Source organism: Arthrobacter sp. BE255 (assembly GCF_031457335.1).
GTDB lineage: Bacteria > Actinomycetota > Actinomycetes > Actinomycetales > Micrococcaceae > Arthrobacter.
This window is the reverse complement of sequence record NZ_JAVDWK010000006.1, coordinates 110,774-127,249: the sequence shown is the minus strand read 5'-3', so window position 1 is coordinate 127,249 and position 16,476 is coordinate 110,774. Positions and strand designations below refer to the sequence as shown.

Annotated in this window: 13 protein-coding genes; 2 read left to right on the top strand and 11 right to left on the bottom strand. The window is 58.5% G+C overall.

What is annotated here, in order from left to right; all coding sequences use genetic code 11:
• Nucleotides 1-24 precede the first annotated feature (24 nt).
• The 11 genes from J2X42_RS12545 to J2X42_RS12495 all read right to left on the bottom strand — a co-directional run bounded on the left by J2X42_RS12545 (nucleotide 25) and on the right by J2X42_RS12495 (nucleotide 11,322).
• Nucleotides 25-420: a DUF1016 N-terminal domain-containing protein gene (locus J2X42_RS12545; protein ID WP_396134075.1), complete on the bottom strand. Its 396-nt coding sequence runs from the start codon at nucleotides 418-420 to the stop codon at nucleotides 25-27.
• Nucleotides 421-427: 7 nt separating this feature from the next.
• Nucleotides 428-1,648 carry an FAD-dependent monooxygenase gene (locus tag J2X42_RS12540; protein WP_310165579.1) on the bottom strand — a complete coding sequence of 407 codons (1,221 nt, stop codon included), beginning with the start codon at nucleotides 1,646-1,648 and terminating at the stop codon, nucleotides 428-430.
• 401 nt (nucleotides 1,649-2,049) lie between these two features.
• Nucleotides 2,050-2,874 carry a helix-turn-helix domain-containing protein gene (locus J2X42_RS12535; RefSeq protein WP_310165578.1) on the bottom strand — a complete coding sequence of 275 codons (825 nt, stop codon included), beginning with the start codon at nucleotides 2,872-2,874 and terminating at the stop codon, nucleotides 2,050-2,052.
• A gap of 278 nt (nucleotides 2,875-3,152) precedes the next feature.
• Nucleotides 3,153-4,073, bottom strand: coding sequence for a formyltetrahydrofolate deformylase (gene purU / locus J2X42_RS12530; RefSeq protein WP_310165576.1), 921 nt, complete (start codon nucleotides 4,071-4,073; stop codon nucleotides 3,153-3,155).
• 73 nt (nucleotides 4,074-4,146) lie between these two features.
• Nucleotides 4,147-5,505: a hypothetical protein gene (locus tag J2X42_RS12525; RefSeq protein WP_310165575.1), complete on the bottom strand. Its 1,359-nt coding sequence runs from the start codon at nucleotides 5,503-5,505 to the stop codon at nucleotides 4,147-4,149.
• A gap of 100 nt (nucleotides 5,506-5,605) precedes the next feature.
• Nucleotides 5,606-6,544, bottom strand: a complete 939-nt coding sequence (locus J2X42_RS12520; protein ID WP_310165574.1) for an NAD(P)H-binding protein — start codon at nucleotides 6,542-6,544, stop codon at nucleotides 5,606-5,608.
• 143 nt (nucleotides 6,545-6,687) lie between these two features.
• Entirely contained in the window at nucleotides 6,688-6,951 is a 264-nt protein-coding gene (locus J2X42_RS12515; protein ID WP_310165573.1) for a hypothetical protein, read from the bottom strand.
• A gap of 65 nt (nucleotides 6,952-7,016) precedes the next feature.
• Nucleotides 7,017-8,225 (bottom strand): VOC family protein, encoded by a 1,209-nt coding sequence (locus J2X42_RS12510; protein WP_310165571.1) that lies wholly within the window; start codon nucleotides 8,223-8,225, stop codon nucleotides 7,017-7,019.
• Nucleotides 8,226-8,299: 74 nt separating this feature from the next.
• Nucleotides 8,300-9,310: a fumarylacetoacetate hydrolase family protein gene (locus J2X42_RS12505; RefSeq protein ID WP_310165569.1), complete on the bottom strand. Its 1,011-nt coding sequence runs from the start codon at nucleotides 9,308-9,310 to the stop codon at nucleotides 8,300-8,302.
• A gap of 94 nt (nucleotides 9,311-9,404) precedes the next feature.
• A complete protein-coding gene (locus J2X42_RS12500; protein WP_310165566.1) occupies nucleotides 9,405-9,776 on the bottom strand; it encodes a nuclear transport factor 2 family protein in 372 nt (123 codons plus the stop codon).
• A gap of 67 nt (nucleotides 9,777-9,843) precedes the next feature.
• A complete protein-coding gene (locus tag J2X42_RS12495) occupies nucleotides 9,844-11,322 on the bottom strand; it encodes an aldehyde dehydrogenase (protein ID WP_310165565.1) in 1,479 nt (492 codons plus the stop codon).
• Nucleotides 11,323-12,029: 707 nt separating this feature from the next.
• Here J2X42_RS12495 and J2X42_RS12490 point away from each other — a divergent pair.
• Both J2X42_RS12490 and J2X42_RS12485 read left to right on the top strand, forming a co-directional pair.
• On the top strand, nucleotides 12,030-14,474 hold the full coding sequence (locus tag J2X42_RS12490; RefSeq protein WP_310165563.1) for a LuxR C-terminal-related transcriptional regulator: 2,445 nt from the start codon (nucleotides 12,030-12,032) through the stop codon (nucleotides 14,472-14,474).
• Nucleotides 14,475-14,779: 305 nt separating this feature from the next.
• Nucleotides 14,780-15,967, top strand: coding sequence for a 12-oxophytodienoate reductase (locus tag J2X42_RS12485; protein ID WP_310165562.1), 1,188 nt, complete (start codon nucleotides 14,780-14,782; stop codon nucleotides 15,965-15,967).
• Nucleotides 15,968-16,476: the final 509 nt, after the last annotated feature.

Genomic DNA, 16,476 nt, shown 5'->3' with positions numbered 1-16,476 from the left:
GAGAGCTGAATTCTCGTCCAGAGTCTAAAGCCGGATGTTGTGCCACGGCAGCGCCCCTTCCGTGAGCCTGCTCGTCAAAGCGCTTTCGAGATCGCGTTCTGCTACTTCGCTGGAAAGGCCAAGGAATTCGAAGTTGTAGGGGTCCTTGGCCAACCGTTGGGTGAGTTCGGAATCTGGTGCAACAAGCTGTTGCATAAAGTTCGAGGGCGCCGCCCCGGTCCGTTCCATGGACTTGTTCATCATCATATTCAGGAGCACGTTTCGGGACCATCCGTACTCCACTGCTGCAGACGCGTACCAGGCCCGTTGCTCTATGGTCTCCGTTTTGTCCAACAGGACGGTGATATGTCCCCAAGGCAATTGTGCAACAGGAACTCGGCATCGCCGCCTCGTCCTTGCTTGGCTTAAGACTACGTGGATCGTCCAGTTAGTTCGGGACAGTCCTGGGTGAAGTTTCTTCTATCGAATCGAGTTCCTTGATAACGTGAGCCGGAATCGCGTCACCCTGAATTTTTTGGAGTAACGTACTGTGATCGAAGACGAAATCGCGCAACACTCGTATCCATGCCGGTGCACGATGGAACATCTTGCCCGTGAAGAATGCCTGCTGGCTTACTTTCGCCGTGTGGGGTTTGCGGTTATCTTCAAAAGCTTGAAGCGCGACGAGGAGGTCTGACGTGTTGGACGGATCCGTGTCGGCGAGGGAGCGCCCGAGGAAATAGCCGTCTTCGATGGACATACCTGCTCCGTAAGCGGCGTACGGCGAAGTTGGGTGAGCCGCGTCCCCGATCAGAGTCACTCGCCCTTTCGACCACTGTTTGATCGGAGCACGATCTACGATTTCCCAGCGATGGGTGTGCGCTGGATCAGTGCGCTTGATGAACGACGGCAGCGGCTCTTCGAAATGGGCAGCGCGCTCCAGTGCATACTCGCGGATATCCGGCACTGCGAAAGGTGCCTGGGGAGTCCACTTCTCCAATACCCACCACTCGTATCCGTTGCGCCCCTCGTGCCGGATGGGGGTGTAGGAGCCCTGGACCGTGCGGTCGTGCGCGAAAACCCCCCGGGTGCCAATTGGCTCATCACTAAGGAACCATCCACCAATGAGATGGAGCCCGTGATAGCGTTTTGGCGAGTCCCCCCACAGCGCTTTCCGGACGGCAGAGTCGATACCGTCGGCTCCAACCAGGAGATCGACACTACACGGCTCCCGGTCTTCAAACTCCACCTGAACCTTGTCACCCAAATCGGTGAACTTCGTGAACTTGTGTGAAAGCTGGAGAATTCCCTCGGGAAGCGCATCGATCATGCGCTTGTACAAACCCCATCGGATCAGACCTATAAAGCCTCCATTGTACTCAGCAACAACACTGGCTGGCATCCGGAACTCTGCCCGTATGCGACCGTCGTGGCGGCGCAGCTGCGTGAATGCCGGGGCGCCCAGATCCTCCGTATCAACCCCGAGGGCACGCAGCGCTTTCTGCGGCGTTGGCCACAGATTGAGGATATTGCCCGCGGCTTTGACTTCAGAGTAGCGCTCATACAAACGCACCTCCCAACCGCGTTGGTGCAATGCGAGTGCCGCGGCAAGTCCTGCCGGGCCCGCGCCAACAATGGCTGCCGTGCCCTTCTTGGATGGGGATGTCATAAGGCTCTTCTCCTTTGAAGATGGCGAATTTGAGTGGCAGCCAACTTGCTGGGATACACGCGGCCACCGGCGAACATGGAATCTGAGCACTGCCCGGACAATGCGATCCTAAACGACTCGTATCGAACATGCAAAGTGCTCGTGATCTAACGAACGCTGATCCTCAGGGCGGGATGGAGGAATGAACGGTCCGCTCCCCGCCCTGGCCTGACGGAATATCCACTATCGGCGTTCAGGCAAGGAGAGTAGAAGTAGCTGCAGAACTCCCGGCCCTCAACCCAATCGGACGTTGTCGTCGCCCAGCGGCGGTTCCTTGTCCCGGTCGAATCCGGTTGCGATCATCCGGATATTGGCGGGTAAGAGTGACATCTATGGGGTCATCAAGCGACTCAGCTTTACGGTCATTCCCTGAATGCTGCGTTGGAAGCTTCAATTTCCCCGGCGTGTTGGTCTATCCAATCGATAAGCGACAGGAGTTCGTCCGATAAACCTCGGCCAAGGACGCTCAATGAGTACTCCACGTGCCTACGTTCGTCGTCGATAACATCGCGGGCGATAAGGCCGTCTCGCTCTAGCATTCTGAGGTTGAGTGTCAGCATACGTTGTGAGATGGGATGGGACGGATCTAAAGCCGCTAGCAATTTTCGCAGTGTAGAAGGACGGTAGGGACCTGTGCGAGTTATCATCAGAAGCCAGTTCCGCCAGTAATTGCCTACATGGTCCACTACGCTCACGATGGGATTGCTGCGAGTAGAATCGTAACGGGCAAGTTGGCGACAGAAGTATCTGAAGTTCTCGGCTTCTGTTGGATCTAAATGGCCCTCCCCCCGAGAGATCAGGACCTCTCGAACTCGCGACAAAGCGGGCGCGCCCCACGTTTCTTCGGCATTCCCTGCCGGAATTGTATGGACGCCGTCTTTTCCAAATTTTTCAGCCTCTTGCTGTTCCGTTTCCGGGATCAACTGCAGCGGTGGTGACATGTAGGTAGACATCATCTGCGCTAACGCCGTCGCTGGGACGTAGCTTGAAGACGTTCCAGGCTGGTCCTCTGCCTTTTCCCAGCCTAGCCGGATTAGATAGCTCTGGGAGTTATGCACGCTTTGGAAAAGCTCTGCCGTTTGACATTCAGCAAACGCCAGCAGCAGGTGTCTGGTCGCGGTGAAGGAGGCATCTACGTCGCCGGAGGTTACATGGCCAACGTGAAATTCAACGTGTTCATAGATCATTGTCGCCTCTTAGCAAGGGGGTCGCTCCCGTCGAGGACGGCTGCCACACGCCGGTCTCCGGAACACTCCCTACCCCTCTAGGGGGCAACGTGAGCAGTGGCAGGCAGGAAGCGTTGGCTTCCCATTTCGTCCGTGCACCAACGGCAGCATGGCTTGTAGTTCCAGTTAATTTGAGTCCCGGGAGTGTGCCGGAAAATAGTTTCCCGGCACACTCCCCCGGGACTAAGTCATCTGATTGGCGCGAATTGTTTGTTGTGTCCGCACGGAGGCTACCGGGATCAGAAGACCACTGTGTGGTTACCATGCCGAAGTATGCGGTCGTCGCAGTGCCATGCGACGGCCCTGGTGAGCACCCGCCGTTCGACGTCAGCGCCCTTCCTCATCAGCTCCTGAGCCGAATCTGTGTGGTCAACACGGATAGCGTCCTGCTCGATGATGGGTCCCTCATCGAGATCCGCCGTGACGTAGTGCGCAGTTGCACCAATCATTTTCACCCCACGGTCTTTCGCCTTCTGATAGGGCCCGGCCCCGATGAAGGCCGGAAGGAAGGAATGGTGAATGTTGATTAGCGGGACTCCGACTTCTTGTAGAAAATCGTCGGAGATGATCTGCATGTACCGGGCGAGCACTATGAGGTCGACATTTCCGCGCAGCAACTCCAACTGTGTCCTCTCCATGGCACTCTTATCCTTTGAGTCCGCTGGTACGTGCACAAATGGGATCCCGAAGTAGCGCACGTCCTCGGCAAGGTCTGAATGGTTTGAGATCACCATTGCTATGTCGATGTGCAGTTCGCCGCGTCGTTGCCGCCACAGCAGATCAAGGAGGCAATGGTCTGTTTTGGACACGAAAATCGCGACGCGTTTTCGTTGTGCAGCGCTGGTCAACTGCCACTGCGCGCCGTACGGAGTCTCTATTTTCGCTCGTATCTGCTCTTCCAGCTCAGCCCGCTTGGCGCTGAAATGCTCCAGGTGAAACTCGGTGCGTTGGAAGAATGCCCCGCCGGTCGGGTCGGTGGAATGCTGGTCCAGTGAGACGATGTTCGCCCCGAAGTCCGACAAGATACTGCTGACGGCGCTTACGATTCCAGGGCGATCGGGACACTGTATGAGGAGACGGGCGATCGTTTGTTTCTTCAGCAGTGCGGCGTTGGATGTTGATGGGGTGCCGGGCCGATGGATGATGGGCAAGGTTGTCATTGTTTTGCTCTTACCTTCTGAGCAGCGGGTAACTGCTAGGGTCTAGTCTTGAATCCGGGGTTCTTTGTCCTGCTCATGGAACAGGGACGCTGGCCGGAATCGCGTCGATGTCATAGTCCTTGTTGGTCGGCAGGTCCAGGTATGGGAAGCGTTCGACCGTTGCACGGATGGGTTTGATCCGGGATCCGTGATCGCCCCAGTGCACGACGACTTCATTGCCGATGTGTGCCTGGTCCAGGTCCAGGGTGGTGTGCGAGATCATTTCGCGGTAGTAGTACGAATAGACGGCGAGCGATGAGACTCCCACGGGCTGACCGTCTTTGGTGACGAGGTCAGCGTGCCCCCCGGCGGGAGACTGGGGTGTTGTTGGAAATTCGAAGTGTTTGTACTCTTCCCCGACCTCAAATTGGGACGCGAAAACATCGAGGATATCTTCTTTGTTCCACTTGAGCACCACGGTTTTGCGTCGGGGATTCGCGGCTTCTGCTTCCAAGGCTTCACGGCCGATGAAGTCGTGATCGAACTTGGCCATCCAACCCCAGTTGACTTCAAAGGGTGTCCTCAGCCGCGCCCTCATATCCAAAGGACTGAGGCTGCCTGGCAGACCTCCAGGCGTGTTGGAAACTGGTGTTCCGGCACCGAATACGGGGTGGGCGATAAATTCAGGGTCCGCGTAGGCGGCAGGTAAAAAGGTGCACCCTTGCTGCGGGAACCCGCCTTCGGTGTGGTTGACGACATAGGTCCGCCAGCCAAGGCGCTTGAGCCCGAAATCCTTACCCGCCTGGTAGACGGCGTCGAAGATTGCCGGGCCGTGCTCGAGGGGGCCCCGCAATTCATAGGCCAGGGTGCCGGACATCCCGATTCGAGACAGCTCGATTTCCACCGCTTCATCTATGCCAGGGATGCTGACCTTCTTGACGTCCAAAAAGTTCAGGCTCCGTACCTGGTCGCCCAGAAGCCGTTCGAGAACGTGGAGCGATGTGGGGCCCGCGACTTGGAACAGGAAGATGTTCCGGAGGCTGATATTGACGTCGATGCCCAGATCAGGAGCCTTGAACATGGGCCAGGGCATCGAAGCGAATTGGCGGAAGGACTCCTCGCTATCCCGGACCGTCAGGGCGTGATTAGCGATGCATCCGTTCTCGTCGAGCATGACAAGGTGCTTTGAGGTGCCGACCGGCCACTTGTACACGTTGTTGATGCTGAGTCGTGAGAGGAACTCCTGGGCGTTGGGGCCACTGAAGGTGATTTCAGGTAAGCCGCTGAGGTTGGAAGCAATGTAGGCACCCTTTTTCCACGACAGCGATTCAGCCTTCCACCCGTCCCCTTCCCAGATGTGAAGACTCCCGAGGACATTCAGATAGGTTGGAACGTCCGGGTATGCCGGCACGTCGTTGACGGTTACGCCTTGCGTTCCGTTGGTGTCTCCCATGATGAAACTTCTTTCTGTAGTTTGAGCCGGCCGGCTTGGCACGTAGCCTGGTTGTTGTCCAGCCCGCCCAGGTTGTTTGGGGTATAGCGGGAAATCGCTCTCAGACCGTTTCTTCGATGAGGTCGTACCGCGTTGACTTCACCCGCTCCATAACTGACCGCAGGGTCTCAGGCTCCTGCCCTGTGATCTGCTTCACGTGTTGGGACAGGACGGCCTGATATCCCTGGGCAACTGCCATGTCTGCTGTCACGAGTTCGTCGCTGGCCCACAGATGGCCATCCGGATTTAGGGGCATGTTCGGATCGTAGGTTCTGGGCATCCCTATGGAGTCGAAAAACGCCTGTCGCTCTTCCGGGGTGACCGGCGTATATGCGATCGGGGAGTCGTAGATTTCCGCGCCGATACGGGCGATATCTTCGTAATTCAGCAGCTGGGGCCCCGTGATTTCATAGACAGCTCCTTCATGTTCCTGGGGGTCCTGAAGTACGGCGGCCGCTGCCCTTGCCACATCTGCTTTTGCTGCGGGAGCGAGGCTGCCGGAGCCGGTGGCCATTTCCAGCCGGCCGGACGCCGCCGCCGGTGCGATTTGGATGCTGCTGACAATTTCCGAGTACAGCGCGTTGCGGAGAAATGTGAATTTCAAGCCGGATGCGCGCAGGTCAAGTTCAGTTTGGTAGTGGTCCTTGGCCGACATCGCTGGATTATTGGGTTGGACACCGCTCACCGAGGTGTAGACGATGTGGCGGATACCGGCCCGCTGTGCGGCGGCGATGGCATTGCGGTGCTCTGCGATTCTGCGTCCCAGGTTGAGCCCGCTGATGAGAAACAGCGTCTCAGCGCCGAGGTAGGCTGCGTCGAGTGATTCGCGGTCCTGATATTCCCCCTGCAGGACACGAATGCCCTGCGCTGCCCGGTCGGACAGCTTCCCAGGCGTGCGGGTGACGAGAGTGAGGTCTTCGTGCGCTGTGTTCTTCAATAGAAGCTTCGTGACGCGGCGGCCCAGGTCTCCTGAGGCTCCGCTAATTACTATCCGGCTCATGCCGTTCCTTTCAAGGGCCCCTTGGCCGGCCCGCCAAGGTGGGATGTTTTTCGAAATTTTCAGGGTCCTCCTCCGCTGTTAAAAGCGGTCGGGGAAGCCTGTGCTGCGGATTTGGGACTGCTGTAGAGATAGTTACCCGCTTGTCAAGCCCTCTGCGGGTAGAGCTGGAGTGTAGTCATGCGATAGCTGGCTTCGCCGCTCAGCTGTTGCGGTTCGACCCAAACGGAGTAGCCTTCGGCCGCCTCGTACATCGTCCGCCGGTTAATGCCGTCGGCCGCGAGCCAGACGATTGAGGAGTCTGGCATGGCATCGTCAACGACGCCATACCTGGCAAGTTGCTGCCCGCGGCGGACTTCGACGTGTGCTCCGATGAGCCGCTTCCAGTCTGGATAGTGTTCCAAGATCACACCTTCCTGCCGCAGGTTTTCAGCCGCGCCTTGCTGGCGCAGCAGCGCAAGGACGCCGTGAAGGCTTATCCGAGGGGTCCCCAGAATGTCTCTCCCGCGTATGTGTCGGATAACGGCTCCAGTGCCTCGGGCCAATTGTCTGGGTCCACGGTCCGCCGTTGGGCCGCCGGCTTGGCCTGGCCGTCCCATCCAATCTGTTCCATGTAGTAGTACAGCTGCATGACGTGCCCGTCCGGATCGACTGCATGGATGACGTAGTCGATGCCCGGGTGGATTTCTTGTGGCAGGTCAAGGAGTTTCACTCCGGCCTCTTCGAGAAAAGTTCGCGCTGCTCGGAGCTGCTCGTAGGAGCCCAGTTGGATGCCGAAGGCCAGCAAGGTGCTATGTTCGCTGACCCCCAACACCTTGCGGAGCTCCAGCGGAAATATACCGAGGCTGTGGTGTTCTGTGTTGGCCCGCAGGAACACGACCCGGTGTCCCTCAACGGTGGTCTCTTCGCTTTTGACCAGGCCCAGCCGCTCTGTATAGAACCGCTCAGCAGCGGCCACGTCTTCAACGAAGATGCTGACAGGGCCGATGCGAACGGGTTTAAATGGACGGGAAAGCAGGACGCCGCCGACGTCAAAGGTCTTGGGCAGTTCGTCCTTCCAGCGGTAGCCGGAAGTCAGGTCGACTCCGTCAGATTCAGCGGCGGCCAGCTCGGTTGCCTCCGAGCTGGTGGGCAGTGAGGGGTGCTCGTTGGCCCAGGGCCACAGGACTTCGGGTTTGCTGCGACCGTCCCAGCCGACCTGTTCGATCCCGTATTCCAGTTCATTGGTATGCCCGGTGGGATCGGGAAAGTACGTGTGCCAGTTGGATCCCGGGTCACGACCGTACCGTTCTATTTTGTTGCCCAACGACTCGAGCCACAGGCGGGCCTCGACAACTTCGCGAAGGCTCCCTACCTGCCAGGTGATCTGGTTGATGGTGAGGTCGCCACGTGCCGGAGAGTCCATGTGCTCAACCCAGGGCCGAGGCATCAGGACGAAAGTGTGGTGATCGCTGTTGTGGCGCAGGAAATAGATGTTCGTGTCAGATAGACCGTCCAGCCACACTCCCGGGTCGTACTTCTGAAGGTCGAGGGCATCCGCCTGATAAAACCCCAGGAGCTCGGTGTAGTACGCGAGCGAGGCGCCGGTGTCCTCCACGCTGATGCCGAAGTGGTTGAGACGGCGGATTTTGAATGGTCGGTCGTAGAGGATGCCGCCGACCGAATGTTGTTTCTTCTGGGTCATTTCTTGTCTTCCTTCATCTGTAGGGGTCACGTCGGCTTGCCTGCGCGTGCCGGCACTTTGCGTGAACTGAAGATTTAGTTGGCCGCCTTGACGACCAGGTTCCGGAGAGTCCCGATGAGGCTTGAGGACACTTCGACAACGTCGCCCGGCTTTACGAACAGCGTTTCCGGATGGGATCCGTCCGGCTGCTGTTGGCTGGAATCGATAGCTGTCCCCTTCGGCGTGCCGCTGCTGACAAGATCACCGGGGTACAGTGTGGTGTCCGCCGACAAATGCTGGATAAACGCAGCGAAATCGTGCACCATCGACTTCGTGTTGCCGCTCTGCCTGATCTCGCCGTTGACACGGCACTCGATCGGGATGTTTTGTGGGTCGAGCTCTTCCCCCACCACAATCCAGGGACCAATGGTGGCGGAGGTATCAAAATTCTTTGAGTGCATGAAGTCGGGACCGAAAGAGACGTTGTCTCGGACAGACCAGTCATTGTGCAGGGTGTAACCCCAGATGTACGGGAGGGCATCATCACTGCGGATGTCCCGCCCGCGCTTGCCGATTAGGATGGCAACTTCCGCCTCGTAATCCAGGCGCTTTGTCCGCTCGGGGTAGCGTACTTCTTGTCCGTCGGCGGACACCGCGCGGTGATCCTTGAGGAAGTACTTCGGCCCGCCCTTGACAAGACGCTCCAGGACTTCAGAAGTGTCTCCGGCTGAGCTGTTTTTGCTCGCCGCTTCCATGTGGTCGTAAAAGTTCGCCAGGGCGCAGAAAATACGGGCCTCCTTGGCGACCGGGGGGTGAAGTTCCACGTCGCCCAACTTGAAGCAGAGCTGCTCGCCCAGCAGACCGCGGTCGTCCTCTGCTGCGGACCATAGATACTCCACGGCGGTTTGTGCTTCCTCAAGGGCTCGCGTTCCCTCCGCGATGAAGGCACTTAGCTCGTGCGGGACCACAAGGTCGGCTTGTGCCTGCGCCCGGGCCGCCCCGGTTGTCTCTGCAAGATACTTTGCATAGGTGGCATTGACATCGACCACGGATTCGTTCCGTATGATGCCAACTCTGCGTTCAGGGCCAAAAATTGCGACCTTCATGTGTTCTCCTCATCAATGTTGCTGGATCTGGTCTGGAAGGCCGGCAGCTGGATCTGCTGGTTTTCCAGTGAAGGCGTGTGTCCGCCTCCGGTTACTAAGCCGGGTCGACTCCCACCTTGTCGAACAGGCTGGCGTCAGTGGGGGTGAGGCTGTAAATGGTCAAAGTCTGGATCTTGCCGTCTTTAATGGTGAAAAAATCACCGAGTTTGAGAGGAACCCCGTTCGCATCCAGGTCTATTTCAACCGCGACGTGGTCGCCGTTCACGACGGGCGTCCGTGGGCTTGGCGTCATCGCCCCTGGAGCTAGTCCGTTTTCGTACATCGTCTTTATTGCGTCTGCGCCCCGGAGGGTTCCTTTGGCGTTAATCAGCTGGGCATCAGGTGCAAACAGTGCTGCAACGGCGCTGGCGTCCCCGGCTTTCACTCCCGCAAAGTAGGCGTCGACAACTTTGGTCGGATTTGTCATCAAGATTCGAACTCCCTTAGTGGACCGTGTGCCCGCAGCGCACGACAGGTCTTTGATGGATGTCTGTTCAGGCAGACAGGTACTTGGAAGAGCCATAGATCGATTTGTATTCGAGGTAGGCGTTGATCCCTTCCGGGCCCAGCTCCCGGCCGATGCCGGAGTCTTTGAATCCACCGAAGGGGGCACCGAGGTCAAGGGTGTAGTAATTCAGGCCGATCGTCCCGGTACGCACCCTTCTTGCCACCGACAACGCCCGATCTTCGTCGGCGCTCCACACTGACCCGCCGAGGCCATAATTGCTGTCATTGGCCATTCGCACGGCATCCTCGTCATCATCGAACGGGATGAGCGCCATAACCGGCCCAAAGACTTCCTCCCGAGCGAGACGATGACTGTTATCAACGTCGGCGAACACGGTGGGCTGGACAAACCAACCCCGGTCCAACCCGGCCGGGCGCCCGCCGCCGGCAACGAGCCGGGCAGTGGAACTTTTCGCTGTTTCGATATGGCCCAAAACCCGTTCGAGGTGCCCTTGGGTTGCCATCGGGCCCATTGTCACGGACGGATCAAGAGGGTTCCCGAGCTTGTACGCGTCAGCGAAACTGGCAACGGCGTCCACAACCTCTTCATACCGGGAACGCGCGATCAGGATGCGGGATTGGGTGGTGCACGTCTGGCTGTTGTTCAGGAACGAGGCGTTGTCCAGCCCGGACAGGAAGGTCTCGATACTGCCATCCTCGAGGAAAACGGCTGCCGATTTACCACCAAGTTCCAGTGTGCAGCGGCGGATGAGGCGTCCGCATTCTGCGCCGATGATCCTGCCCGCTTCGGTTGATCCGGTGAATGCGATCTTGTCAATGAGTGGGTGTGAGACGAGTGCAGCGCCGGCATCACGATCGCCGAGGACAATGTTGAGCACCCCGTCGGGCAGTCCTGCCTCCCGGGCTGCCTCAGCAAATACATAAGAGTCCAGCGCGGTTTCCGGGGATGGTTTGAGAACGACAGTGCAGCCAGCGGCCAGGGCAGGGGCAATCTTGAACATCGCCAATGCCTGCGGGAAGTTCCACGGTGCTATGGCACCGACCACGCCCACTGGTTCACGACGGACGATTGTTGAACCTGCCTGGCTTGGACGTACCTCTTCCAACGGGAGGGCTTCGATTACATCGGCATAGATTCTCAGAAGGGCGGAGGGGGCGCCACCGTTGAGCATCTGCGACAACCCGATGGGCATGCCGTTTTCCCTGCTGACGAGCTTTGACGTTTCAGTGGCACGGCGTTCGAGCGCCTCGGCAAATTTGCGGAGCGTTGCGGCCCGTTCGGCGGCGGTTGATCTGCCCCAGGGACCGTTGTCGAGGGCACCCCGCGCGGCCTTCACGGCCGCATCAATATCGGTTTCCGAGCCTAACGCTGCGACACCGATGACCTCGCCTGTGGCCGCCTCTATCTGGTGCTGGATGCGGACAGTGCTGGGTTCGGCCCACTCTCCGTTGATGAAGAAGCGCATTCGATCGAGTTCATTGGGTCGCTCAACAGTGACTGACATGGGTTCTCCTAGCTCGTGGAAAATTTGGGGACAAAGCGTTCCGAGGAATTACATGGCGGTACCAGCAGCGGCTTGGGTCGTTGTACCTGGACCCGGCCGGTCCTGTTGTTCGCGCTGCTGTCGCCGGATACAACGGGGAAAACCTCACCGGTTCGCGGGGTGGTGAACACCTCGAACAAATGCCCCGACGTGGAAGAAATTTACGTTTGATCGATAATTTGTGGTTCAACGGGCCGACGCGACTCCGACCCGGCGCCGGCAGGATCTCTCCGTGCTCAGGTTTTCGGCGTGAACTGGCTTTTAGTGCATTGGTCATGGACGTCGCTGCCGTGATCAGTCGGCAACATCCCAGGACCTGAGTTCAGTGATAAGCCGAGTCCGGCCACAACCTTCAGGTAACTCCGCAGCATCGGAACCTGCTCCATACCGACAGACGTTTGCTGCATGACATTAACCAGCGGTTACCTGGGGAGAGGGGACAGCAACTTCCCCGCAATGTGCCCTCGCCGTGTAGCATCCCGCCACTGGGAGGTGTACTCGGCTTGAGCATTGGCGCATAAGGGTGCCTGTGTGTTTCATCATTCTTCCCATCGAGGCCTGTGTTGCATCCTTGCAACGGCTTCCAGTCTGGTCTTTTTCGGCGCAGCAGAAACGGGTCAGATGACCCCATCTGATACCTGTATTGTTTTAGGCATCACAGGAGGAACATGAGTACCGACGCAGTTGTCGGCCGTTCACACGAGGGCCATCACCTGACGAGCTTCATCGGACGGCGCCGCGAGCTAACTGAAGCCCGTGAGCTGATGTCTCGCTCCCGGCTTCTGACTCTGGTGGGCCCCGGAGGCGTCGGCAAGACGCGCCTGGCGCTGGAGCTGGTTTCTCGGGTCCGCAAGGCATTCAGCGACGGTGTCTGCATCGTGGAGCTCGCCGAGGTAGAGGATGGCGCAATGGTTGGTTCACACATAGCCGCCGCCCTGCGGCTGCCGGACCAGTCCAACCGGTCATCCCTGCAGAGGATCGCGGACTACGTCCAGGACCGGCATCTCCTTCTCGTTCTCGACAACTGCGAACATCTTCTCGATGCAGTCTCCGTCCTGACCGCCCGACTCCTTGATCGAGCTGCGAGATTGAGGATTGTCGCCACGAGCCGGGAGCCTTTGGGCATCTTCGGGGAGCAGGTCTACATCGTGCCTCCTCTTGCCGCGCCCGTCCAAGCATCGGAAGGTGTGACAATCGAGTCCTTCGACTCGGTCCGCTTGCTCATAGACCGGGCTCGTAGCGTGGATCCTACCTTTGAAGTTACTGAGGCTAATCGCCTGGCTGTGGCGCAACTATGCCAGAGACTTGACGGGATCCCTCTGGCGATCGAACTTGCGGCGAGCCGGCTGCGTTCCGTGTCAGTTGTTCAACTCATCGAGCGGCTTGACAAGCGTTTCGATATTCTGACTGGCGGCAGTCGCGCGGCACTACCAAGGCAGCAGACCCTCAGGGCGCTGATCGATTGGAGCCATGAACTCTGCAGTTCAGATGAGCGGCTGCTGTGGGCACGCCTCTCAGTTTTCCCGGGTGGCTTTGACGTAGAGGCTGCCGAAGAGGTTTGCGGATTTGGCCAGCTGACACGCGACGGCGTGCTCGATCTGATTGACCATCTTGTCGCCAAGTCGCTCGTCGTCGCTGAGAACGTTTACGGCACTCAAACAGGAGGCAGCGTCCGGGTTCGGTACCGCCAACTTATGACTTTTCGCGAGTATGGCGCCGAGCTTCTCGATTCAATCGGGGAGACAACGGAGATGCGGCGCCGCCAGCGTGACCACTACCTGACCCGGGCGGCTGACACAGTCAAGAATTGGTGCGGCCCGCACCAGGCCGAGCGACTGATGGCGGCGCGGCGGGACCATCCAAACCTTCTGTCTGCGCTGGAGTGGTCGGCGTCGACCCAAGGGGAGGAACGCGCAGGGCTGCACCTCACTGCCCTGCTCAGGTACCACTGGACGGCTGGGGGGAACCTTGCCGAGGGCAGGCGATGGCTGGACCGCCTACTTAAGTTGGCAAGCGAGCCGAGCCCTGAACGAGGAGGCGCACTGTGGGTTGGAGCTTGGATTTGCCTTGTACAGGGTGACAGGGAACAGGCGCGGGAGCATATTGCCGAATGTAGGCTGATCGCAGAGAGCCTCAACGACAGGGCGCTGGCAGCCCATGCTGATCATTGGGAGGCCCTTTGTGAGGTATTCGACGATCACTTGGAGCGCGCCATGGGGCTTTTTGGCGCAGCTGTTGCCGTTCACCGCCAAGTTGGTGATACCGCCTCGGCCCTCTACGCCTTATTTCTGCTGGCTTGGACGCAAATGTACGCCGGTCGCACAGGAGATGCCTTGGACACCTGCCGGGAGGTCTTGAAGGTCAGCGATAGTTACGGAGAACGATGGGCCCGTGCCTACGCTGATGCGGTCATGGGGCTCTGCCAGTGGCACCTTGGGGAACTGGATGCGGCGAGGCAATCACAGATCGCAGCACTTGAAATACAACGAGACTTCCCCGACGGCCTTTGCATCGCTCTGACAATTGAACAAATGTCCTGGACAGCTGCGTCGGGCGGACACTACAAATCCGCAGCCGTTCTGTACCACGCAGCCCGCGCCGTCTGGAGCGGGATAGGAACCACGATCTCGGCGTTCGGCCCTCTGGAGAAGGACTTCGAGCAGATGGCGGCCCAGGTGCGCCGCGAGCTCGGGGAAACGGAATTCAAGGTCCTCACTGCCCGCCCTGAACCTTCTCAGGAGCAAGCCATCGAGCTTGCACTGAGCGCAGCCCGCACAGGGTACGCCTCTGCAGGTACCCCACAGCCCCCCACGAAAGTAAGTACCAGGCGCAGTAACCGCACCGCCGAGACCCCAGACGGCTACGGGAAGCATGGGGATACCGGGCTCACCCAACGAGAAGCTCAAATCGCCGGTCTGGTTTCCCAAGGGCTCAGTAATAAGGAGATCGCAGCCCAACTCGTGGTCTCACCCCGAACGGTTGGAGGGCATATTGAGCGTATTTTGGCGAAACTTGGCTTCAACTCACGCACTCAAATTGCATCGCTGATGTCTGGTCCGGCCGGTGCGGTACTGACACCCCGAAAGAATGGTTCATCGAACAGCCAAAATTAGGGCAGCACCAGCAAACGGAGCCCGCCTGCCTGGGGGTTCGATCCGCGATGGCTCGGTGCCATCCGCGAAGATCTCCGTTACAAGGGAGTGTTTGCATTTGCTGCTCCGAGAACCGGCGCTTCCAGACACCTAGCCATGGGACGGCCTGCCCCGCTGACGTGAAAGTGAAGGACATAACCTCCGCTAGGTGAGCAGAGGGACAGTCTTGCATCGCATAGGAACAAAAATGTGCCTAATTGTGGACCAATGAAGCCCTGAGTAAAGTGTGAGGAATTCCAGCCACACTCAACGGAGAGGTGTCACAAATGTCAAAAAAGTATAATCCGGATCCCCTATTCTCACCGATCCTGGTAAATGGGAAAACGATTAGTAATCGTTTTGTACTGCCGGCAATGCAACGGAAAACGCGTGATTATGCACCAACACCTGGCATGGCGGAGACCCTGCAGAAGTGCGCCGAAGATGGCGCAGGCCTGATAATCGCCGAAGGGGCTGCCCCCGACCATCCAGCCGCCTACTGGCAGCCCGTGTTTGGCATCATCGGCCAGGAAACCGTTGAGGGTTGGCGTCGGGTCGCGAAGGCTGTAACGGCAACGGGCGCGGTATTTCTCATGCAGTTGTGGCATCCCGGCGCATTGCGGCTGGTAATCGATGGAGTCCCGAATCCTTTTTCGGATTATCCCTCATTAAGCCCCTCTGGCTTAGTCCAGGAGGGTCGCACTAACGGCTTAGCAATGACCAGCCAGGATCTCGAAGACACAAAGGCAGCATATGTGCAGAGCGCCGTTATTGCCCAAGAGGTAGGAGCGCACGGCGTCGAGGTACATGGCGCCCACGGATACCTATTGGACCTCTTTCTTTGGCATGAAACGAATAAGCGCGATGATGAATACGGCGGTTTGACATTAGAAGAGCGCGCACGCTTTCCTCAGGAAATCGTAGCTGCCATTCGTGAGGCAACAGGGCCGGACTTCATAATTTCATTCCGATTCTCACAGTGGAAGGAAGTGGACTATGGTGCCAAGATCGCTGATCATCCAGATGACCTCCGCCCATTCATCCAGCGCCTTGAGCGAGCCGGAGTAAACCTGTTCCACGTATCCACACGCCGGTTTGATGCACCGGCATGGCCTGAATTAGACCCAGAGCGCAGCCTGGCTTCATGGGTGAAGACCATGACCACCGTCCCGGTCATCGCCATCGGCAGTGTCGGCCTAAGTACTGACCTCGCCCAAGACATTTTCGATGATCAGGAACCCGAACTTCAGGTCGAGCAGGACCTGGCCCGGGTCCGACGCGGCCTCGCAGCAGGTGACTTCGACTTTATCGGTGTAGGCCGGGCGCAAATAGCGAATAATGACTTCGTTGCCCGCGTTCGTAACAACCAGTTGTCTGATCTCCGGAATTTTCGCAAATATGTCGATCTCAGCGAAGCATATGAATCCTACGTGCACGAAGGCCAACTCGTGGACCAGTCGAGAAAGACCGTCTAAGGCAGAGCCCCTCCGACGGCGAGCATCCTAAGCCGCGGCAACCTTCAATTCGTCATGGGTAACCTCTAAGGCCCGTTCCACGCGCTTCATCCGCATTGACCGGGCTCCCAAGCCATGCGAATACCGGCACCGCCTGTAGTCGCTCTCCTAGAGGGCTGCCTTCACTGGCCCGCCCCCAACGCCTTCCATAAGACCGGCTTCCAGGGTGGCCGACTACGCCCGAGTCCAGGGCAGATATAGATAGCAGGGGCTTGGCTGACACAAGCACCGTTTCAAGGACTGCACCGACGCTCTGCCGGCCGGCCTTCGGGCTATCGCCGAACTCATCGCAACACAGATCGCGTTGTCATCCCTGATCACCAGTCTTGAGCGACCAACTCAGTCGGTGGAGCGGGAAAACCTTCCGGACTTGAACCTGGCATGCTCTCAGGGCGCTTGCCCCACCGTGGAGACGATTCTTTTGAAGTAGGTCCGGACATCGCAATATTCAGCGGCCTGCTGCCGCACGC

Bases quoted from the DNA above. Each gene is read 5' to 3' on its own strand.
- J2X42_RS12540 (WP_310165579.1), bottom strand. From the start codon at position 1,648: ATGACATCCCCATCCAAGAAGGGCACGGCAGCCATTGTTGGCGCGGGC.
- J2X42_RS12535 (WP_310165578.1), bottom strand. From the start codon at position 2,874: ATGATCTATGAACACGTTGAATTTCACGTTGGCCATGTAACCTCCGGC.
- purU (WP_310165576.1), bottom strand. From the start codon at position 4,073: ATGACAACCTTGCCCATCATCCATCGGCCCGGCACCCCATCAACATCC.
- J2X42_RS12525 (WP_310165575.1), bottom strand. From the start codon at position 5,505: ATGGGAGACACCAACGGAACGCAAGGCGTAACCGTCAACGACGTGCCG.
- J2X42_RS12520 (WP_310165574.1), bottom strand. From the start codon at position 6,544: ATGAGCCGGATAGTAATTAGCGGAGCCTCAGGAGACCTGGGCCGCCGC.
- J2X42_RS12510 (WP_310165571.1), bottom strand. From the start codon at position 8,225: ATGACCCAGAAGAAACAACATTCGGTCGGCGGCATCCTCTACGACCGA.
- J2X42_RS12505 (WP_310165569.1), bottom strand. From the start codon at position 9,310: ATGAAGGTCGCAATTTTTGGCCCTGAACGCAGAGTTGGCATCATACGG.
- J2X42_RS12500 (WP_310165566.1), bottom strand. From the start codon at position 9,776: ATGACAAATCCGACCAAAGTTGTCGACGCCTACTTTGCGGGAGTGAAA.
- J2X42_RS12495 (WP_310165565.1), bottom strand. From the start codon at position 11,322: ATGTCAGTCACTGTTGAGCGACCCAATGAACTCGATCGAATGCGCTTC.
- J2X42_RS12490 (WP_310165563.1), top strand. From the start codon at position 12,030: ATGAGTACCGACGCAGTTGTCGGCCGTTCACACGAGGGCCATCACCTG.
- J2X42_RS12485 (WP_310165562.1), top strand. From the start codon at position 14,780: ATGTCAAAAAAGTATAATCCGGATCCCCTATTCTCACCGATCCTGGTA.